Origin of the sequence: Jiangella muralis, from assembly GCF_001270745.1 — a bacterium.
Lineage (GTDB): Bacteria > Actinomycetota > Actinomycetes > Jiangellales > Jiangellaceae > Jiangella > Jiangella muralis.
Map to the genome: position 1 here is coordinate 365,016 of NZ_KQ434755.1, position 16,770 is coordinate 381,785.

General features: G+C 74.3%; 16 protein-coding genes. 3 read left to right on the forward strand and 13 right to left on the reverse strand.

The features are described from left to right. The first annotated feature begins 10 nt into the window (after window positions 1-10). Entirely contained in the window at window positions 11-754 is a 744-nt protein-coding gene (locus ACW62_RS11940) for a PIG-L deacetylase family protein (protein WP_053204314.1), read from the forward strand. Here ACW62_RS11940 and ACW62_RS11945 read toward each other — a convergent pair. Genes ACW62_RS11945 through hutH form a run of 4 tightly spaced genes read right to left on the reverse strand, consistent with a single transcriptional unit; the run spans window position 732 to window position 6,431 of the window. Beyond that, window positions 732-2,039, reverse strand: a complete 1,308-nt coding sequence (locus ACW62_RS11945) for a formimidoylglutamate deiminase (RefSeq protein ID WP_053204315.1) — start codon at window positions 2,037-2,039, stop codon at window positions 732-734. The genes ACW62_RS11940 and ACW62_RS11945 overlap by 23 nt on opposite strands. Further along, a complete protein-coding gene (locus tag ACW62_RS11950; protein ID WP_053204316.1) occupies window positions 2,036-3,193 on the reverse strand; it encodes an allantoate amidohydrolase in 1,158 nt (385 codons plus the stop codon). The genes ACW62_RS11945 and ACW62_RS11950 overlap by 4 nt, the downstream gene beginning before the upstream one ends. Continuing rightward, window positions 3,190-4,854 (reverse strand): urocanate hydratase, encoded by a 1,665-nt coding sequence (gene hutU, locus ACW62_RS11955; RefSeq protein WP_053204317.1) that lies wholly within the window; start codon window positions 4,852-4,854, stop codon window positions 3,190-3,192. Before hutU ends, ACW62_RS11950 begins: the two co-directional genes overlap by 4 nt. A gap of 14 nt (window positions 4,855-4,868) precedes the next feature. Beyond that, window positions 4,869-6,431, reverse strand: coding sequence for a histidine ammonia-lyase (gene hutH / locus ACW62_RS11960; protein ID WP_053204318.1), 1,563 nt, complete (start codon window positions 6,429-6,431; stop codon window positions 4,869-4,871). A gap of 79 nt (window positions 6,432-6,510) precedes the next feature. Here hutH and ACW62_RS11965 point away from each other — a divergent pair, with 79 nt between their 5' ends. Together ACW62_RS11965 and ACW62_RS11970 are read left to right on the forward strand one after the other, a co-directional pair. Continuing rightward, window positions 6,511-7,275, forward strand: a complete 765-nt coding sequence (locus tag ACW62_RS11965; RefSeq protein WP_053204319.1) for an IclR family transcriptional regulator — start codon at window positions 6,511-6,513, stop codon at window positions 7,273-7,275. Window positions 7,276-7,339: 64 nt separating this feature from the next. Continuing rightward, window positions 7,340-7,549 carry a heavy-metal-associated domain-containing protein gene (locus ACW62_RS11970; protein ID WP_053204320.1) on the forward strand — a complete coding sequence of 70 codons (210 nt, stop codon included), beginning with the start codon at window positions 7,340-7,342 and terminating at the stop codon, window positions 7,547-7,549. A gap of 23 nt (window positions 7,550-7,572) precedes the next feature. Here ACW62_RS11970 and ACW62_RS11975 read toward each other — a convergent pair whose 3' ends face one another. The 9 genes from ACW62_RS11975 to trxA form a co-directional block, all read right to left on the reverse strand. Further along, window positions 7,573-9,084: an MFS transporter gene (locus ACW62_RS11975; protein ID WP_053204359.1), complete on the reverse strand. Its 1,512-nt coding sequence runs from the start codon at window positions 9,082-9,084 to the stop codon at window positions 7,573-7,575. Window positions 9,085-9,107: 23 nt separating this feature from the next. Further along, window positions 9,108-9,668 (reverse strand): TetR/AcrR family transcriptional regulator, encoded by a 561-nt coding sequence (locus ACW62_RS11980; RefSeq protein ID WP_053204321.1) that lies wholly within the window; start codon window positions 9,666-9,668, stop codon window positions 9,108-9,110. A 36-nt stretch (window positions 9,669-9,704) separates the two neighbouring features. Then, window positions 9,705-10,652: a zinc-binding dehydrogenase gene (locus ACW62_RS11985; protein WP_053204322.1), complete on the reverse strand. Its 948-nt coding sequence runs from the start codon at window positions 10,650-10,652 to the stop codon at window positions 9,705-9,707. Continuing rightward, window positions 10,649-11,449, reverse strand: coding sequence for a carbohydrate ABC transporter permease (locus ACW62_RS11990; RefSeq protein WP_157574693.1), 801 nt, complete (start codon window positions 11,447-11,449; stop codon window positions 10,649-10,651). The genes ACW62_RS11985 and ACW62_RS11990 overlap by 4 nt, the downstream gene beginning before the upstream one ends. Before the next feature lie 17 nt (window positions 11,450-11,466). After that, entirely contained in the window at window positions 11,467-12,408 is a 942-nt protein-coding gene (locus ACW62_RS11995) for a carbohydrate ABC transporter permease (protein WP_053204324.1), read from the reverse strand. Then, window positions 12,405-13,730, reverse strand: coding sequence for an ABC transporter substrate-binding protein (locus tag ACW62_RS12000; protein ID WP_083459663.1), 1,326 nt, complete (start codon window positions 13,728-13,730; stop codon window positions 12,405-12,407). Before ACW62_RS12000 ends, ACW62_RS11995 begins: the two co-directional genes overlap by 4 nt. Before the next feature lie 14 nt (window positions 13,731-13,744). Further along, window positions 13,745-14,791 carry a Gfo/Idh/MocA family protein gene (locus ACW62_RS12005; RefSeq protein ID WP_053204326.1) on the reverse strand — a complete coding sequence of 349 codons (1,047 nt, stop codon included), beginning with the start codon at window positions 14,789-14,791 and terminating at the stop codon, window positions 13,745-13,747. Continuing rightward, window positions 14,788-16,035, reverse strand: a complete 1,248-nt coding sequence (locus ACW62_RS12010) for an ROK family protein (protein WP_053204327.1) — start codon at window positions 16,033-16,035, stop codon at window positions 14,788-14,790. The genes ACW62_RS12005 and ACW62_RS12010 overlap by 4 nt, the downstream gene beginning before the upstream one ends. A gap of 106 nt (window positions 16,036-16,141) precedes the next feature. Further along, window positions 16,142-16,504 (reverse strand): thioredoxin, encoded by a 363-nt coding sequence (trxA, locus tag ACW62_RS12015; RefSeq protein ID WP_053204328.1) that lies wholly within the window; start codon window positions 16,502-16,504, stop codon window positions 16,142-16,144. Window positions 16,505-16,770 lie beyond the last annotated feature (266 nt).

Sequence of the window (16,770 nt, forward strand, 5' to 3'; positions counted from 1 at the left end):
GGACCCGCCCATGACGAACGTCCTCATGCTCGCGAGCTACGGCCTGGAGATCGTCGAGTGCGGCGGCGCCATCGCCAAGGCGGTGGCCGCCGGCGAGACCGTCAACGCCGCCGTCCTCATGTGCCGTGAGGAGAGCAAGCCCCAGGTGTCGCGCGCCGCGGACATCCTGGGGGTCAGCGGCGGAGTGGACTTCCTCGACGTGTCCTTCGGCGAGGTGGACCTCGCCGCCGCGACCAAGCTGAAGGTGGTGGAGTTGATCCGCCGCACCAAGCCGGACGTCATCATCATGCAGGACCCGCAGCACGCGCAGCACGACCTCGACCCCGACCGCCGCGTCATCGCGATCCTGTTCGCCGAGGCCATGGCAGTCGCGGGTCGCGACTGGCGGGTCGAGGAGGCCGGCGGCCACGACCCGCACCCGATCCCGACCATCTACTACATGACGCCCGAGCACCCCAACTGCGTCGTCGAGATCGGCGACGTGCTGGACAAGAAGCTCAAGGCGCTGCAGGAACTGTCGTCGCAGAACACCTTCAGCGCGCAGCACTGGCTGGAGCACACCACGCCGGAGATCCTGCGCTCGGTGATCCCCGCCTGGACCGACGGCGAGCTGGAGACGCTCGGCGCGGAGGGGCAGCGGGCGTTCTTCACCGCGCTGGCGCTCACGAACGGCTTGGCCTCGCACTCCGGCGCCGTCCTCGGCGAGCCGTACCGGCGCGAGGGCACCTTCGTCATGGACCGCCTGACGCGCTGACGATCGCGGCCGAGAGGAGGCGACCGACGTCGCCGAGGAGGTGGTGGCCGCCGCTGACGATGGGGCGGCCACCGGCGATGACGGTGTCGACGTCGGCGGCGGTGGCGGCGAAGAGGACCTGCCCGGGGTCGGCGCCGGCGGTGCGGGGGGAGTCGAGGCGGACGGCGACGAGGTCGGCGTGGGCGCCGGGCGCCAGCCGGCCCGCGTCCGGCCAGCCGAGGCTCGCGTGCGCCGTCGCCGCGGCGAGCAGGTCCGCGGGGGAGAAGTGGCCGCGCCGCAGCGTCCGCAGCCGCTCGTGCGTCTCCAGCGCGCGGGCCTCCTCGAACAGGTCGATGACGGCGTGCTGGTCGGTGCCGAGCGACAGCGGCGCACCGGCGTCGAGCAGCGCCCGGGCCGGCCCGACGCCGTCGGCGAGGTCGCGCTCGGTGGTCGGGCAGAGGCACGCGGTGGTCCGCCGGGAACCGAGCAGTGCGATGTCGCCGGGCGTCAGGTGGGTCGCGTGGACGGCGGTGGTGTGCGGCCCGAGCGCGCCGTGCTCGTCCAGCAGCTGCGTCGGCGTGCGGCCGTATGCGGCCAGGGCCGCCGAGTTCTCCGCCGGCTGCTCGGAGAGGTGGACGTGCAGCGGGCGGCCGGCCGCGGCGGCGACGACGGTGCCGATCGCCTCGGCGGGCACGGCCCGGACGGAGTGGACGGCGGCGCCGACGCGCGTGGTCGCGTCGTCGCGCAGCAGGCCGAACCGCTGGGCCCAGCCGTCGGCGTCGCCATCGCCGAAGCGCAGCTGCACGCCGTCCAGCGGCTGTCCGATGCCGCCGGTCAGGTAGCAGGTGTCCAGCAGCGTGAGCCGGAGACCGGCGTCGCGCGCCGCCTGCCGCAGCGCCGCGCCCATCGCGTTCGGGTCGGCGTACGGGGTGCCGCCGGGGCCGTGGTGCAGGTAGTGGAACTCGCCGACGGCGGTGACGCCGGTCAGCGCCATCTCGGCGTACGTCGCCCGCGCCAGCTCGTAGTACGTGCCCGGGGTGAGCCGGCCGGCCAGCGCGTACATCGCCTCGCGCCAGGTCCAGAACGAGCCGTGCCCGTCGTGCGTCCGGCCGCGCAGCGCCCGGTGGAACGCGTGCGAGTGGGCGTTCGCGAACCCGGGCAGCACGACGCCCGGCAGCCGGACGTCGCCGTCCTGGGCCGCCGCACCGGCCGCGACCGTGACGATCACCCCGCCGTCCACCGAGATCCGCACGTCGGAGGCGAGGCCGCCGGGCAGCCAGGCGTGCGCGGCCCAGTACGCCGTCACCGGGTCAGCTCCGCCAGCACGTCGGCCAGTGCGGTCACGCCCGCATGGCAGTCGGCCCGCTCGGCGAACTCGGCCGGCGAGTGCGAGATGCCGGTCGGGTTGCGGACGAACAGCATCGCCGTGGGGACGCCGGCCGCGCTGAGGATGCCGGCGTCGTGCCCGGCGCCGGTCGGCAGCAGCGGTGCGCCGCCGAGCAGGCCGCTGAGCCGGGCCGCCAGCGCGGGGTCGAACACGGTGGCCGCGGTCCACGACTCCTGCCGCGGCGCGAACCGGTCCAGGTCGGCGAGCACGGCGGCGACGGCGTCCGGGTCGGCGCCGCGGCAGTCCAGCCAGGCCCGCACCTCGGACGGGATCGCGTTGACGCCGTTGGGGTCGACCTCGATCTTGCCGACGGTCGCCAGCACCCCGCGCGCGGCGGCCGCCGCGCGGGCGGCCGTGACGAGGGCGGCGAGGTCGAGCATCGGGTCGCGGCGGTCGTCCAGCGGGGTGGTGCCGGCGTGGTTGGCCTCGCCCGCCAGCGTGACCCGCCAGCGTCCGTGCGGCCAGATCTCGGTGGCGACGCCGACCGGCGCGGTGAGCGCCCGGCCCTGCTCGACGTGCAGTTCGACGAACGTGCCGACGCGGCCCAGCGCCGCGGGGTCGGCGGCCGGCTCGCGCAGGCCCTGCCGGCCCAGCGCCCGGGCGAGGCTGACGCCGTCGGCGTCGGTGAGGGCGAGCGCGCGGTCCGCCGCCAGCGCGCCGGTGAGCAGCCGCGACCCCGCGCAGGCGACGCCGAACCGGGCGCCCTCCTCGTCGCCGAAGTTGACGACGCCGATCGGCCGCGACGGGACGTGCCCACGCGAGCGGAGCAGGTCGACGGCGGCGAACGCGGACACCACACCGAGCGGGCCGTCGAACGCGCCGCCGTTGGGGACGGAGTCCAGGTGCGACCCGGCGACGACGCCCGGCGCCGCGGCAGACGGCTCGCCCCACCACGCCCACTGGTTCCCGGCCCGGTCGGCGACGGCGGACAGCCCGCGACGGGCCGCCTCGGCGGCGAACCACTCGCGCAGCGTCGCGTCGGCGTCGGTCCACGCGAACCGCCGGTAGCCGCCGCGCGGGTCCCGTCCGACCGGCTCCAGGTCGGCCCACATCGAGTCGAAGGGCGCCGTCATCCGTCGGAGTCCTCACGCATGGGGACGCGGACGTCGCGCCCGGCGGCGACCTCGGCGGCGCGGTCGTACCCGGCGTCGACGTGGCGGATGACGCCCATCGCGGGGTCGTTGGACAGCACCCGGGCGATCTTCTCGCCGGCCAGCGCGGTGCCGTCGGCGACGGTGACCTGCCCGGCGTGGATGGACCGGCCCATGCCGACGCCGCCGCCGTGGTGGATGGACACCCAGGTGGCCCCGGACGCGGTGTTGACCAGCGCGTTCAGGAGTGGCCAGTCGGCGATCGCGTCGGAGCCGTCGGCCATCGCCTCGGTCTCGCGGTACGGCGACGCGACGGAGCCGGCGTCGAGGTGGTCGCGGCCGATGACGACCGGCGCGGACAGCTCGCCGGACGCGACCATGTCGTTGAACCGCAGCCCGGCGCGGTCGCGCTCGCCGTAGCCGAGCCAGCAGATCCGCGCCGGCAGCCCCTGGAAGTGCACCTTCTCGCCGGCCAGCCGGATCCACCGGGCCAGCGGCTCGTTGTCCGGGAACAGCTCCAGGATCGCGCGGTCGGTGGCGGCGATGTCAGCGGGGTCGCCGGACAACGCGGCCCACCGGAACGGGCCCTTGCCCTCGCAGAACAGCGGCCGGATATAGGCGGGCACGAATCCCGGGAAGGCGAAGGCGCGGTCGTACCCGGCCAGCTGTGCCTCGCCGCGGATCGAGTTGCCGTAGTCGAACACCTCCGCGCCGGCGTCGAGGAACCCGACCATCGCCTGAACGTGGGCGGCCATCGACTCGCGCGCCCGGGTGGTGAACCCGGCCGGGTCCTTGGTCCGCTCGACCGCCCAGTCCTCGAACGCGACGCCGAGCGGCAGGTAGGCGAGCGGGTCGTGCGCCGACGTCTGGTCGGTGACGATGTCGATCTCGGCGCCGTGGCGCAGCAGCCCCGGTACGACCTCGGCGGCGTTGCCGAGCACCCCGATCGACAGCGCCCGGCGGCTGCGGCGCGCGTCGTCGGCCAGCCGCAGCGCGTCGTCGACCGAGGCCGCCTGGACGTCGAGGTAGCCGTGCTCGATGCGCCGCGTGATGCGCGACGGGTCGCACTCGATCACGATCGCCACGCCGCCGTTCATGGTGACGGCCAGCGGCTGCGCGCCACCCATGCCGCCGAGCCCCGCGGTCAGCGTGACCGTTCCGGCGAGCGAGCCGCCGAACCGCTTCTCCGCGACCGCGGCGAACGTCTCGTAGGTGCCCTGCAGGATGCCCTGGGTGCCGATGTAGATCCAGGAGCCGGCGGTCATCTGCCCGTACATCGTCAGCCCGAGCGCCTCGAGCCGGCGGAACTCCTCCCAGGTGGCCCAGTCGCCGACCAGGTTGGAGTTGGCGATCAGCACCCGCGGCGCCCACTCGTGCGTGCGCAGCACCCCGACCGGCCGGCCGGACTGCACGAGCATCGTCTCGTCGCCGCGCAGCGTGGTGAGGGTGCGCACCAGCGCGTCGAACGACGGCCAGTCGCGGGCGGCCTTGCCGGTGCCGCCGTAGACGACCAGCTCGTCGGGGTGCTCGGCCACCTCCGGGTCGAGGTTGTTCTGCAGCATCCGCAGCGCGGCCTCCTGCGGCCAGCCCTGAGCGGTCAGCCGGGTGCCGCGCGGGGCGCGGACGGGTCGGGGTCCGGACATTCTGGGTTCCTCTCTCAGTGCAGCTCGCCGGTGGCCGCCTGCGCGGCGGCGACGATCCGGCCGGTCGTGACGAGGTCGTGGACGGCGGCGATCTCCGGTGCGAGGTGACGGTCCGGTCCGGGCCCGGCGACGTGCTGGCGGATGAGGTCGCGGACGGCGCCGGTGCCGGCCGCCGGGGCCAGCGGCGCGCGCAGGTCCAGTGCGCGGGCCGCCGTCAGCAGCTCCACCGCGAGGACGCGGCCGACGCCGTCGACGGACCGGCGCAACTTGCGGGCCGCGGCCCAGCCCATCGAGACGTGGTCCTCCTGCATGGCGCTGGACGGGATCGAGTCGACCGACGCGGGGACGGCCAGCCGCTTCAGCTCCGACACGATGCCGGCCTGGGTGTACTGGGCGATCATGTGCCCGGAGTCGACGCCGGGGTCGTGGGCGAGGAACGGCGGCAGCCCGGCGTTGCGCGACACGTCGAGGAAGCGGTCGGTGCGCCGCTCGCTGATCGATGCGAGGTCGGCCGCCGCGATGGCGAGGAAGTCCAGCACGTACGCGACCGGCGCGCCGTGGAAGTTGCCGTTGGACTCCACCCGCCCGTCCGGGGTGACGACGGGGTTGTCGATCGCCGCGGCCAGCTCCCGCCCGGCGACCAGCGCCGCATGGTCCGCGGTGTCGCGGGCGGCGCCGTGCACCTGCGGCGAGCAGCGCAACGAGTAGGCGTCCTGGACGCGGGTGCAGTCGGGCCCGCGGTGGCTGGCCACCACCTCCGACCCGGCCAGCAGCGCCCGCAGGTTCGCCGCCGACGCGCGCTGGCCCGGGTGCGGGCGCAGCGCCTGCAGGTCGTCGGCGAACACCCGGTCGGTGCCGAGCAGCGCCTCGACGCTCATCGCGGCGGCGACGTCGGCCACCTGCAGCAGGCCGCGCAGGTCGTGCAGCGCCAGCACCAGCATGCCGAGCATGCCGTCGGTGCCGTTGATCAGCGCCAGCCCCTCCTTCTCGGCCAGCACGACCGGCTCGATCCCGGCCGCCGCCAGCGCGTCGGCCGCGTCGACCAGCGCGCCGGACGCGTCGCGCACCGGGCCCTCGCCCATCAGCGCCAGCGCGCAGTGCGCCAGCGGCGCGAGGTCGCCGGAGCAGCCGAGGCTGCCGTACTCGTGCACGACCGGTGTGATGCCGGCGTCCAGCAGCCGCGCGTACGCCGCCGCCGTCGCCGGACGGACCCCCGTGCGGCCGGTGGCCAGCGTCGACAGCCGCAGCAGCATCAGCGCGCGGACGACCTCCCGCTCGGCCTCCGGGCCGGACCCGGCCGCGTGGCTGCGGATCAGGCCGCGCTGCAACGCGGCCCGCTTGTCCGCCGGGATGTGCTTCGTGGCCAGCGCGCCGAACCCGGTCGACACCCCGTAGTAGGGCAGGTCCGCGGCCGCCAGCTGGTCGATGACCTCGCGGCTGCGCGCCACCGCCGCCCGCGCGTCGTCGCCCAGCACGACGCCCGCGCCGTCGCGGGCCACCGCCACGACGTCGTCGAAGGACACCGGGCCGGTGCCGACCACGACGGTCCGGCCGGGGGAGGAGAGCTCGATCACCATGAGGACATCTCAGCGCCCCCGGCACCCCCTCGCAGCACCGACGGAGCTATTTGTGTCTCGGATCTGAGACGATGGGGCCATGCCCAACGCGCCGGCCGCCGCGCACGCGCTGGCGATCCTGACCTGTCTGGCCCGGCACGCCGAGCCGATGCCGGCGGCGGCCATCGCCCGCGAGCTGGGCCTACCCCGGTCCAGCGTCTACCACCTGCTCGCCGTCCTGCGCGCCGACGGCTTCGTCGCCCACCTCGGCGAGGAGCGGCGCTACGGCCTGGGCGTGGCGGCGTTCGAGCTGGGGTCGGCGTACGGCCGGCAGGCGCCGTTGCAGCGGATGGCGCGGACGTCGCTGGCCCGCCTCGTCGACGAGACGACGCACAACGCGCACCTCGCCGTGCTGCACGGGCGCGACGTGCTCTACGTCATCGAGGATCGCGCCGCCGGGCGTCCGCCGCTGGTCACCGACGTGGGGGTCCGGCTGCCCGGCCAGCTGACGGCCAGCGGGCTGGCCATGCTCGCGGCGCTGCCGGCGTCGCAGGTGCGGGCGCTGTTCCCGTCGCGCGACGCGTTCGTCCGCCGTCACGACACCGGCATCACGTCGGCGCGGGAGCTGCGCGCCGCCCTGGCCGAGGTCCGCTGCCGCGGGTACGCGACCGAGGAGGGCACCGTGACGCCGGGGTTCGCCTCGGTCGCCGACGCGGTGCGCGACCACAACGGCCACCCCGTCGCCGCGGTCGCCGTCACCTTCCCCTCCGCCCGCGTCGACGAGCCCGAGCGGGAGCGGCTCGCGGCGGCCACCGTCCGCACCGCCGCCGAGCTCTCCGCCCGGCTCGGCCACCGCCCGGCCTAGGCGGTCCACACCATACCCGTGTAGGGTATGGCGAACCGATATCGCCCAGCGAGAGGAACAGCCCATGAGCACTTCCACGTTCACTGTTGTCGGCATGACCTGCGGCTGCTGCGCCAACAAGGTGCGCGACGAGCTCGTGAAGCTCGACGGTGTGGGAGCGGTGGACGTGGACGTCGAGTCCGGCGCCGTCGGCGTCACCAGCGACGCCCCGGTCGCCGCCGACCAGGTCAAGGCCGCCGTCGAGACCGCCGGCTACCAGCTCGCCGACGCCTGACGAGCGGCCCGCCGCCCCGGCCGTCAGTGCTGCCCGTCGGCGGCCAGATCGAACGACTTCGGGATCAGCAGGTAGGTGACGGCCGCGGCGGCGAGCATGACGCTGCCGCCGACGAGGGAGGTCTGGCCGAGCGAGTCGACGAAGGCGGCCGTCGCGGCGGTGGCGAGGTCGTCGAAGCCGGTCTGCCGGGCCACCTCGAGCGCGCCGACCAGTGACTCGTCCGCCGCGGCGCCCAGCTCGCCGGGCAGGCCGGCCGCGGTGAACGCGCCGATGCCGAGGTGCTCGCGGTAGAGGGCGGCGGCGACGCTGCCGAGGACGGCGATGCCGAGGACGCTGCCGAGGTCGTACATCGCCTCCTCGATGGCGGCGGCGTTGCCCGCCTTCTCCTCCGGCGTGCTGCCCATGATGATCGCCGAGCCGACGGCGAGCGACCCGATGCCGGCGCCGACCAGCGCCAGCGGCACGATCAGCTCCGGGTAACTCAGCGGGCTGCCGAGCGCGTAGAGCAGCAGCAGGCCGACGCCCGCGGCCGCCAGCCCGGCCGCGAGCACCGTCCGGGCCCCGATCCGGAACGCCAGGGCGGGCGCGAACGGCGCGAACACGAACGAGCCGATCGCCATCGGCAGCAGCGCCAGCCCGGCGACCAGCGGCGAGTAGCCGGCGACGACCTGCAGCCACTGCGCGACCAGCAGCAGCATCGCGCCCATCGCGAACATCGAGGCCAGCGCCGCGATGGTGCCGGCCCGGAACGGCCGGCTGCGGAACAGGCGGACGTCCAGCAGCGGGTCGGGACGGCTGAGGCAGCGGCGCACGAACCACGTCATCAGCGCGGCCGCGGCGAGCACCGCCGCCCACGACGCCACGTCTCCCCAGCCCTCCTTGGCCAGTTGCTTGATCCCCCACACCAGCAGCGACATGCCGGCGATCGACAGCACGGTCGCGACGGCGTCCCAGCGCGGCGGCCGCGGGTCGCGCGCCTCGGGCAGCAGCACGGCACCGGCGACGACGGCGACGAGCACGAACGGGACGTTGATGAGGAACGCCGAGTGCCAGCTGAACACCTCCAGCAGGGCGCCGCCGACGACCGGCCCGATGATGGCGCCGAGGCCGGAGACGATCGACCAGACGGCCAGCGCCTTCGCCCGCTCCTTCGGGTCCTGGAAGATGCTGCGGATCATCGAGAGCGTCGTCGGCATGATCATCGCGCCGGCCGCGCCGAGCAGCGCCCGCAGCGCGATCACGAACGCCGGGCTGTCGGCGAACAGCACCAGCACCGACACCACGCCGAAGAGCGTGAAGCCGGTCAGCAGCAGCCGCTTGCGTCCCCACCGGTCGCCGAGGGCGCTCATCGGGATCAGCAGCCCGGCGAGGATCAGCGAGTAGACGTCGACGATCCACAGCTGCTCGGACGCGCTGGGCGCGAGGTCCTGGACCAGCTCGGGCAGCGCCATGATGAGGATCGTCATGTCCATCATGACCACGAGCAGGCTTCCGGCCAGCACGATCAGCGCCGCCCAGCGCTGCCTGGACGTCATGGTGGGGGCGGTCAGGGTGGGCACTAGGCGTCCTTCGTCTGCGTCAGGCGGGTGAGGATGGCGAGCAGGTCGCCGACGTCGGGCGGGCTGCCGCGCAACATGGCGTGGATGCACGCGCCGTCGGCGTAGGCGCCGATCGCGCGGGCCGTGAGCGGGTCGGTGTAGGGCGCCAGGATCTCCTGGAGGCCCTCGGGCCAGCGGGTGGCGATCGAGCGCAGCCGCGGGTTGTCCATGCTGGCGACGTAGAACGCGGTGTCGGCGCGGACCCGCTCGGGGTCGGTCAGGTACTCGTGGAACAGGCCGGCGAGGGTGCCCACCCAGTCGTCGGACGCGGCGAGGTCGCGGCCGATCGCGGACAGGTCCTCGTCGGTCCGCTGGCCCAGCCACTCCAGTGCGGCCGCCTTCAGCTCCTCCAGCGAGGCGAAGTAGTGGGTGGTCGAGCCGAGCGGCACCGCCGCCTGTGCCGCCACCTTCCGGTGGGTGAGGTCGTTGATGCCGTTCTCGACGATCAGCTCGGCGGCGGCTTCGACGATCGCCTGCCGGCGGCCGACCGGGTCACGGGTCGCCCGTGTCGTTCCGTCCATAGTGGACAAGTGTACATGTACGTCAGTACACGTACATCAGTACACGTCGACGACCGCCTTGACGAAGCCGGCCGGCTTGGACCGCAGCGCCTCGAACGCCGCGTCGGCCTGGTCGAGGCGGAACCGGTGGGTGATCAGCCGGCCCGGGTCGAGCCGGCCGGCGGCGACCAGCTCCAGCGCCGCTGCGGTGCTCGCCCGCAGCAGCGCGCGGTCGCGGACGTGCGCGTTGACGACGTCCAGCGCCTTCCAGTTCCAGCTGCGCAGGTCGACCTCGCGCACGGACTGGTGGTAGCCGAGGATGGACAGCGCGCCGTGCGGCCGGACCAGCCGCCCGGCGAGGTCCAGCCCGGCTTGCGTCCCGGACGCCTCGACGACGACGTCGAAGCCGTGCCGCGCGGGCGAGTCCTCGCCGGAGAACGCCGACGGGGGCAGGTCCGACGGGTCGTGCGCGGCGTCGGCGCCGTTCGCCAGCGCCGTCCGCCGGGCGTCGTCACGCGGGTCGACGGCGACCAGCCGGGCTACCCCGGTGGTGCGCAGCAGCTGCGTCATGACCAGGCCCATGAAGCCGAGCCCGATGACGGCGACGTGCGCGCCCAGCGGGACCGGCGTGCGGCGCAGCCCTTCGGCGACGCAGCCCAGCGGCTCGGGCAGCGCGACCGCCGGGTCGACACCGTCCGGTAGCACGACGACGTCGTCGAGCTCGGCGAGGGCGTGCTCGGCGAACGACGGCGCGATGCGGCCGCCGACCAGCGTGCCGAGCGCGATCGTCACGCCCGGCCCGGTGGCGACGACCTCGCCGGTCGGCTCGTGCCCCAGCCGGTGCGGGCCGTCCGGCGCGGCCGCCGCCCAGGTGGGCAGGTCGCTGGCGCACACGCCGTTCGCGACAACCCGCAGCACCAGCTGGCCGGGTCCGGGTTCGGGCAGCTCGGCGGTGACGAGCTCGCCGCGGCCGGGCGCGACGAGTTGGTAGGCACGGGTTCTCATTTGGTCGCTCCAGCGGTGAGGCCGTTGACGAACTGGCGGTTGAACAGCAGGTACACGATGACGACGGGCAGCGAGGCGATGGTGGTGCCCGCGGCCAGGACGGCGGTGTCGGTGGTGAACCGGCCCTGGAAGAAGGTGAGCCCGATCGGCAGCGTGCGGACGTCGTCGGTCTGCAGGAAGAACAGCGGGACGACCAGCTCGTTCCACGAGGTCATGAACTGGAAGACGACGATCGCGCCGAGCGCCGGGACGGCCAGCGGCCGCACGATCGACCACATCAGCCGCAGGTCCCCGGCGCCGTCGATGCGGCCGGCCTCGATCATCTCGCGCGGCAGCGCCCGCAGGTTGGCCCGGAGCAGGAAGATCGCGAACGGCAGCCCGAGCGTCGCCTCGATCAGGATCGCCCCGGCCAGCGTGTTCACCAGCCCGAGCGAACGCAGCTGGTAGAAGAGCGGGATCACGATCGACCAGATCGGGATCATCAGGCCGAGCAGGAACAGCAGGAACGTCGCGTCGGCCCAGCGCAGGTCCAGCAGCGCCAGCGCGTAGGCGGCGGGGAACGCCAGCACGACGACCAGCGCCACCGTCCCGGCCGCGACGACGGTGCTGTTGATCAGGTAGTCGGAGAACCGGCCGGCGTTCCAGGCGGTGACGTAGTTGGCGAACCGCAGCGGCCACTCCAGCCCGAACGGGTCGGCGGCGGTCGCGGTGGACGTGCGCAGCGACTGCAGCCAGATCCACAGCAGCGGGACGACGGAGACCAGGGTCATGACGACGAGCGCGGTGTGTGCGCTCATCCGTTGCAGCGTGTGGTTCACGGGCGCTCCCGCTCCCGGACGCGGAGGAACATCACGGTGATGATCAGGATGATGACGGTGAGGACGACGGCGGCGGCCGCGGCGTAGCCGACCCGGTGGGTGACGAACGCCAGCGCGTAGATGTAGTACGCGACCACCTCGGTGGAGTGGCCGGGACCGCCGTTCGTCATCACGTAGACCAGGTCGAAGGTCTTGAGCGTGTTGATGAACGACACGACGAGCAGCAGCGTGATGTGGTTGCGCAGGGCCGGGACGGTCACGTGCCGGAACCGCTGCCGGGCGTTGGCGCCGTCCAGCGCCGCCGCCTCGTACAGGTGCGGGTCGATGTTCTGCAGCCCGCCGAGCAGGATCACCATCGCGAACCCGTAGTAGGTCCAGTTGGCGGTGGCGATGACGGCGCCCATCGCGGTGCCCGACTCGGACAGCCAGCCGCGGGTCAGCGAGTCCAGGCCGGCGTGCTCCAGCGCGACGTTCAGCAGCCCGGTCTCCGGCCGGTAGATCTGGTCCCACGCGATGCCGACGATGACCAGCGCCATCGTCGCCGGGACGAACAGCAGCGTGCGGTACAGCGTCCGGCCGCGGATCCAGCTGGCCGAGAGGATCGCCGCGAGCAGCAGCCCGAGGCCCTGCGCCAGCCAGCTGCCGGCCACCCAGACCAGGTTGTTGCCGAGCGAGCCGAAGAACCGCTCGTCGCCGATGAGGCGGCGGTAGTTGTCCAGGCCGGTCCACGTGGGTGAGGCGGTGAGGCCGTTCCAGTCGGTCAGGCTGAGCCAGACGGTCTGCCCGATCGGCCACAGCAGGAACGCCGCGTAGAGGGCGAGCGCGGGCAGCACCAGCCAGTAGCCGCGCAGCGAGCGGCGGCGGCCGCCCGGCCGGCGCGGCGGCGCCGGCGCGCGAGTGCGAGTGACGGCGACCACCGGGGCGGCGGTGCTGGTCACGGCGTCGTGCTCCGGGCCTCGGCGAGTGCGTCGTCGAGCGAGCCGGTGAACGCGGCGACGTCGAGGTCGCCGCCGAGGTAGGACTGGCCGCCGCCGTTCCACGCGTCGGTGACCAGCGGGCTGGAGCTGAACGCCGTCCAGCGGCCGATCCCGCCGCCCGCATTCGCCGCCTGGACCACCTCGAGGTTCTGCCGCAGCAGCGCCGGGACGTCCGCGCCGGCGCCGTCGTAGCCGGTGGTCGGCAGCACGCCGGCCTCCAGCCAGGCCCGCTCGGCCTCGTCGGAGAAGTGCACGAAGTCGATCCAGTCCGCCGCGATGTCGGCGACCGGCGACGACGCCGAGATCGCCCAGGACCCGCCGGCGCCGCCCGCGGCCTGCTGCTCCAGCGCCGGGTCGATCATCGGGAACGGCACGAACCGCACGCTGGAGTCGGGTCCGAGGGTGGCGATGAGGTCGGGCGTGACGCCGGTGCCCTCGATCAGCATGCCGGCCCGGCCGGTCATGAACGCCTTCACCGAGTCGTCGAAACTGACCCCGTTGAAGTCGGGCGTGACGAAGCCGCCGGCCACCCAGCCGCGGGCGGCCTCGAAGGCGGCCTGGACCGCCGGCGCCGAGTAGACGCCGTCGCCGCCGAGCGACTCGACCGCGACGATCTCGTCGACCGGCACCGACGCGTGCACGGCCGCCGCGACGAGATGCGACGACGGCCACTGGTCCTTGTTGCCGAAGGCGATCGGGACGACGCCGGCATCGCGCAGCGTCTCGGCCGCGGCCAGGAACGACGGGTAGTCGACCGGCGCCGGCGCGCCGTGCTCGGCGAACAGCGCCTCGTCGTAGAACAGGCCGATCGCCTCGCTGGAGCGCGGCACCGCGTAGAACGTGTCGTCGAAGGTGGCCCGTTCGACGACCGACTCCGGCAGCGCGTCGAGCCAGCCGTACTGCTCGGCGTACTCGGCCAGCGGGTGCACCAGGCCGTTCGTCGCCAGTACGCCGAGGGTGCTCTCGGACGCGTCGTAGTCGAACACGTCCGGCGCCGACCCCGACGCCAGCGTGGTCGGCAGCGTCTTCTGCAGGTCGTCGTAGCTGAGGTACTGGATGTCGACGCTCACCTCGGGGTGCTCGCGTTCCCAGGCGGCGCTGATCGATTCGAGCACCGGCTGCAGCGCCGGGGTGTCGCCGAACTGGCTGACGACGGTGAGCGTGGCCTCGTCGCCGAGGGCGAGGCTCTCGCCGTCGCCGTCCTCCTGTGCGCCGCCGACGCAGGCGGTCACGGTGAGGGCGACGAGGAGCGGCACCGTCCGGAGCGGGATGTCTCTGGGCATCGTTGCCTCCAGGGTCAGGGGGTGAGCAGCGGCCGGGCGGCTTCGTCGACGAGAGCGACGTGCCGGGCGGCGTCCGCGAACGTGGGGAGAGGCGCGGCGGGGCGGCCGCTGGCGTAGCCGAGCAGCGGCCGGTAGAACGCGTCGAAGAGGGCGACGACCCGGGCCTCGGCGTCGACCGGCGTGCGCCAGAACCGGCTCACGCGGTGCGGGTCGGCGTGCCCGTCCAGGCGCAGCCGCCGCGCGTCCGCCGTCCGGACCAGCTCGAGCGTCTCAAGGTCGCCGAGCTGCCAGCTGGCGGTGCCCTCGTCGCCGTCGATCTCGACCGCGATCGTGTTGAGGTGGCCGGGCGACACCTGCGACGTGGTCAGCGCGACGACGGCGCCGCCGTCGAGCCGGGCCCGCGCCACCGCGACGTCGTCGGTGCCGGGCCGGAGCGCGTCGCGGCGCGGCGTGTGGAAGTCGGCGGCGATGGAGGTGACCGGCCGGCCGGTGAGCACCTCGATGAGGTCCAGCGCGTGGCTGCCGATGTCGGCCAGCACCCGCGACGAGCCGGACCGGGCCGGGTCGTTGCGCCACGACCCGGCGGCGCCGAGCTGCCAGTTCTGCAGGTAGCTGGCGCGGACGGAGTGGACGTGGCCGAGCAGGCCGGAGCGGACCAGCCCGGCCAGCCGGACCGCCAGCGGCGAGTAGCGGTAGTGGTAGCAGACGGTGGACGCGGCGGGCGCGGAGGCGGCCAGGCCGGCCAGCTCCGCGGCGTCGGCCGCGGTCGTGGCCAGCGGCTTCTCGCAGACCACGTGCAGGCCGGCGGCGAACGCGGCGCGCACCGCCGGGGCGTGCCGGTCGTTGGGCGTGCAGACGTGCAGGACGTCGGCGATCCCGGCGTCGATCAGCGCGCGCTCGGAGCCGAACGCGGCCGGGACGCCGAGGCGGCTCGCGACCCGTCGCGCCGACTCCTCGGTGGACCCACTCACCGCGACCACCTCGACGCCGTCGAGCCGGCGCAGCGCGGCGACGTGCGCGGCCCCGACGCCGGACGCGCCGGCGACGCCGACGCGGATCACTCGGCCGCCGCCCGGGCTCCGGCGGCGCCGAGCCGGGCGAGCGTGTCGCCGAGCCCCGCGGCCGACGTCAGCTCGTCGACCGTCATGACCGCGGCGCCCAGGATCGCGCCGTCGTCGCCCAGCGACGACGGGACGATGCGCAGGTCGCGCGTGGCCAGCGCCAGCGACCTGCCGTAGACGGTTTCGCGGATGCGGGCCAGGAACGCGCCGCCGCCGCTCGCGACGCCGCCGGTCACGACGACGACGGCCGGGTTGAAGAAGTCGACGAGCACGGACAGCACGGTGCCGATGTCCTCGGCCGCGTCGGCGAGGATCCGCCGGCAGTCGGCGTCGCCGAGCTGCGCCAGCTCGGCCACCAGCTGCGCCGTCACCGAGCGGCCGGCGTTCGCCGCGGCCTGCAGGGCCGGGCTCTGGCCGCTGATCGCCAGCAGCTCGGCCCGGGCCGCGATGTCGTCGCCGCCGGCGGTGGTGACGAGGCTGCCGGCGCAGCCCTGCGCGCCGCGGTGCAGCCGCCGGTCGGAGATGAGACCGGCGCCGACCCAGGAGCCGATCTTGACCACCAGCGAGTCGGCGACCTCCGCGCCGGCGCCGCGGTGCTGCTCGGCCAGCGCCATCAGGTTGACCTCGTTGTCCGCCCACGCCGGCACCCCGAAGCGGACCGCCAGGCGGTCGCGGACCGGCTGGTCGTGCCAGTCGGGGTGGACCGGCGGATGGACGGTGCGGCCGGTGGCGAACTCGACCGGCCCCGCGATGCCGACCCCGATGCCGCAGAGCGTGAGCGGCGCGGCCGCGTCGTCCCTGGCCTGCTGGAGCTGCCGCTCGATCAGCCGCTCCAGCTCGGCGAGGACCCGTTCCGGCCCTTCGTGCATGGACAGCGGCAGCTTCTCGTCGGCCAGGATGCGGCCGGGCAGCGTGACGACGGCGGCGCGGACGTGCGTCATCGCGATCTCCGCCGCGACCACCACGAGATCGGACCGGAACCGCACCCGCGTCGCCCGCCGTCCGCCGGTGCTGCCGAACTCGCCGGCCTCCTCCAGCAGCCCCGCGTCGACGAGGGCGCGGACCCGCTCGGAGACGATCGCCTTGCTCAGGCCGGTGCCGGCGCCGATCTCGGTCCGGGACGCGCCGTCGGCCGCGGCCCGGACGACGCCGGCCACGGCGGCCGCGCTGGCGATCGCCCCGCCCGTGCCGGCGACCGCGCCGCTCGCGCCGCCGTCGCGCCCTCGTGCTGCCGCATCGTTCATGGCACACCTTCGTCTGGTAGCAAGTGGAGTTCGATCGTAAAGCGATCGAAGTAGTTCCGCAAGCTACCCCATGAGGTGTGCGCGGTTCAGGCCCTCCCGGGGCCGGTTACTGCTGCGCGTCGGGCGCGGCGGCCAAGGCGGCGTCGACGTCGAGGTCGACGACGGCGTCGATGACCTGCTGCAGCGCGGCGGCCGGCAGCGCGCCGGGCTGGGAGAAGACCAGGTGGCCCTGCTTGAAGGCCATCAGCGTCGGGATGGAGGTGATCTGCGCCCACTCGGAGAGGTGGCGCTCGGCCTCGGTGTCGACCTTGCCGAAGACGATCTCCGGGTGCTGCTCGGCGGCCTGCTCGTAGACGGGCGCGAACATGCGGCACGGTCCACACCAGGCGGCCCAGAAGTCGACCAGCACGATGTCGTTCTCCTCCACGGTCTGCGCGAAGGTCTGGCTGGTCAGTGTGGTGGTGGTCATGTCAGGTGAACACCGGATGAGGTGCGTTCGTTCCCGGCGGAGGTGGCGCCAGGAGGCTCGCCGCCGCCCCGGCCGGCCCCGGCCCAGGGGTGCGGATCGTCGCACCTTCCGTCGGACCGGGTGACGCAAGCGTCAACTGTTGGCGCCTGCGTCACCTGGCTGGAACGGTCGCCGTCGGCCCACCGGGGCGGCTGAGGAGCCCAGTTGATCTTGGAGTTTTCGCGGTATCTACCGGGGCGGCGTCCAGCGGTGTAAGCAACGGTTCA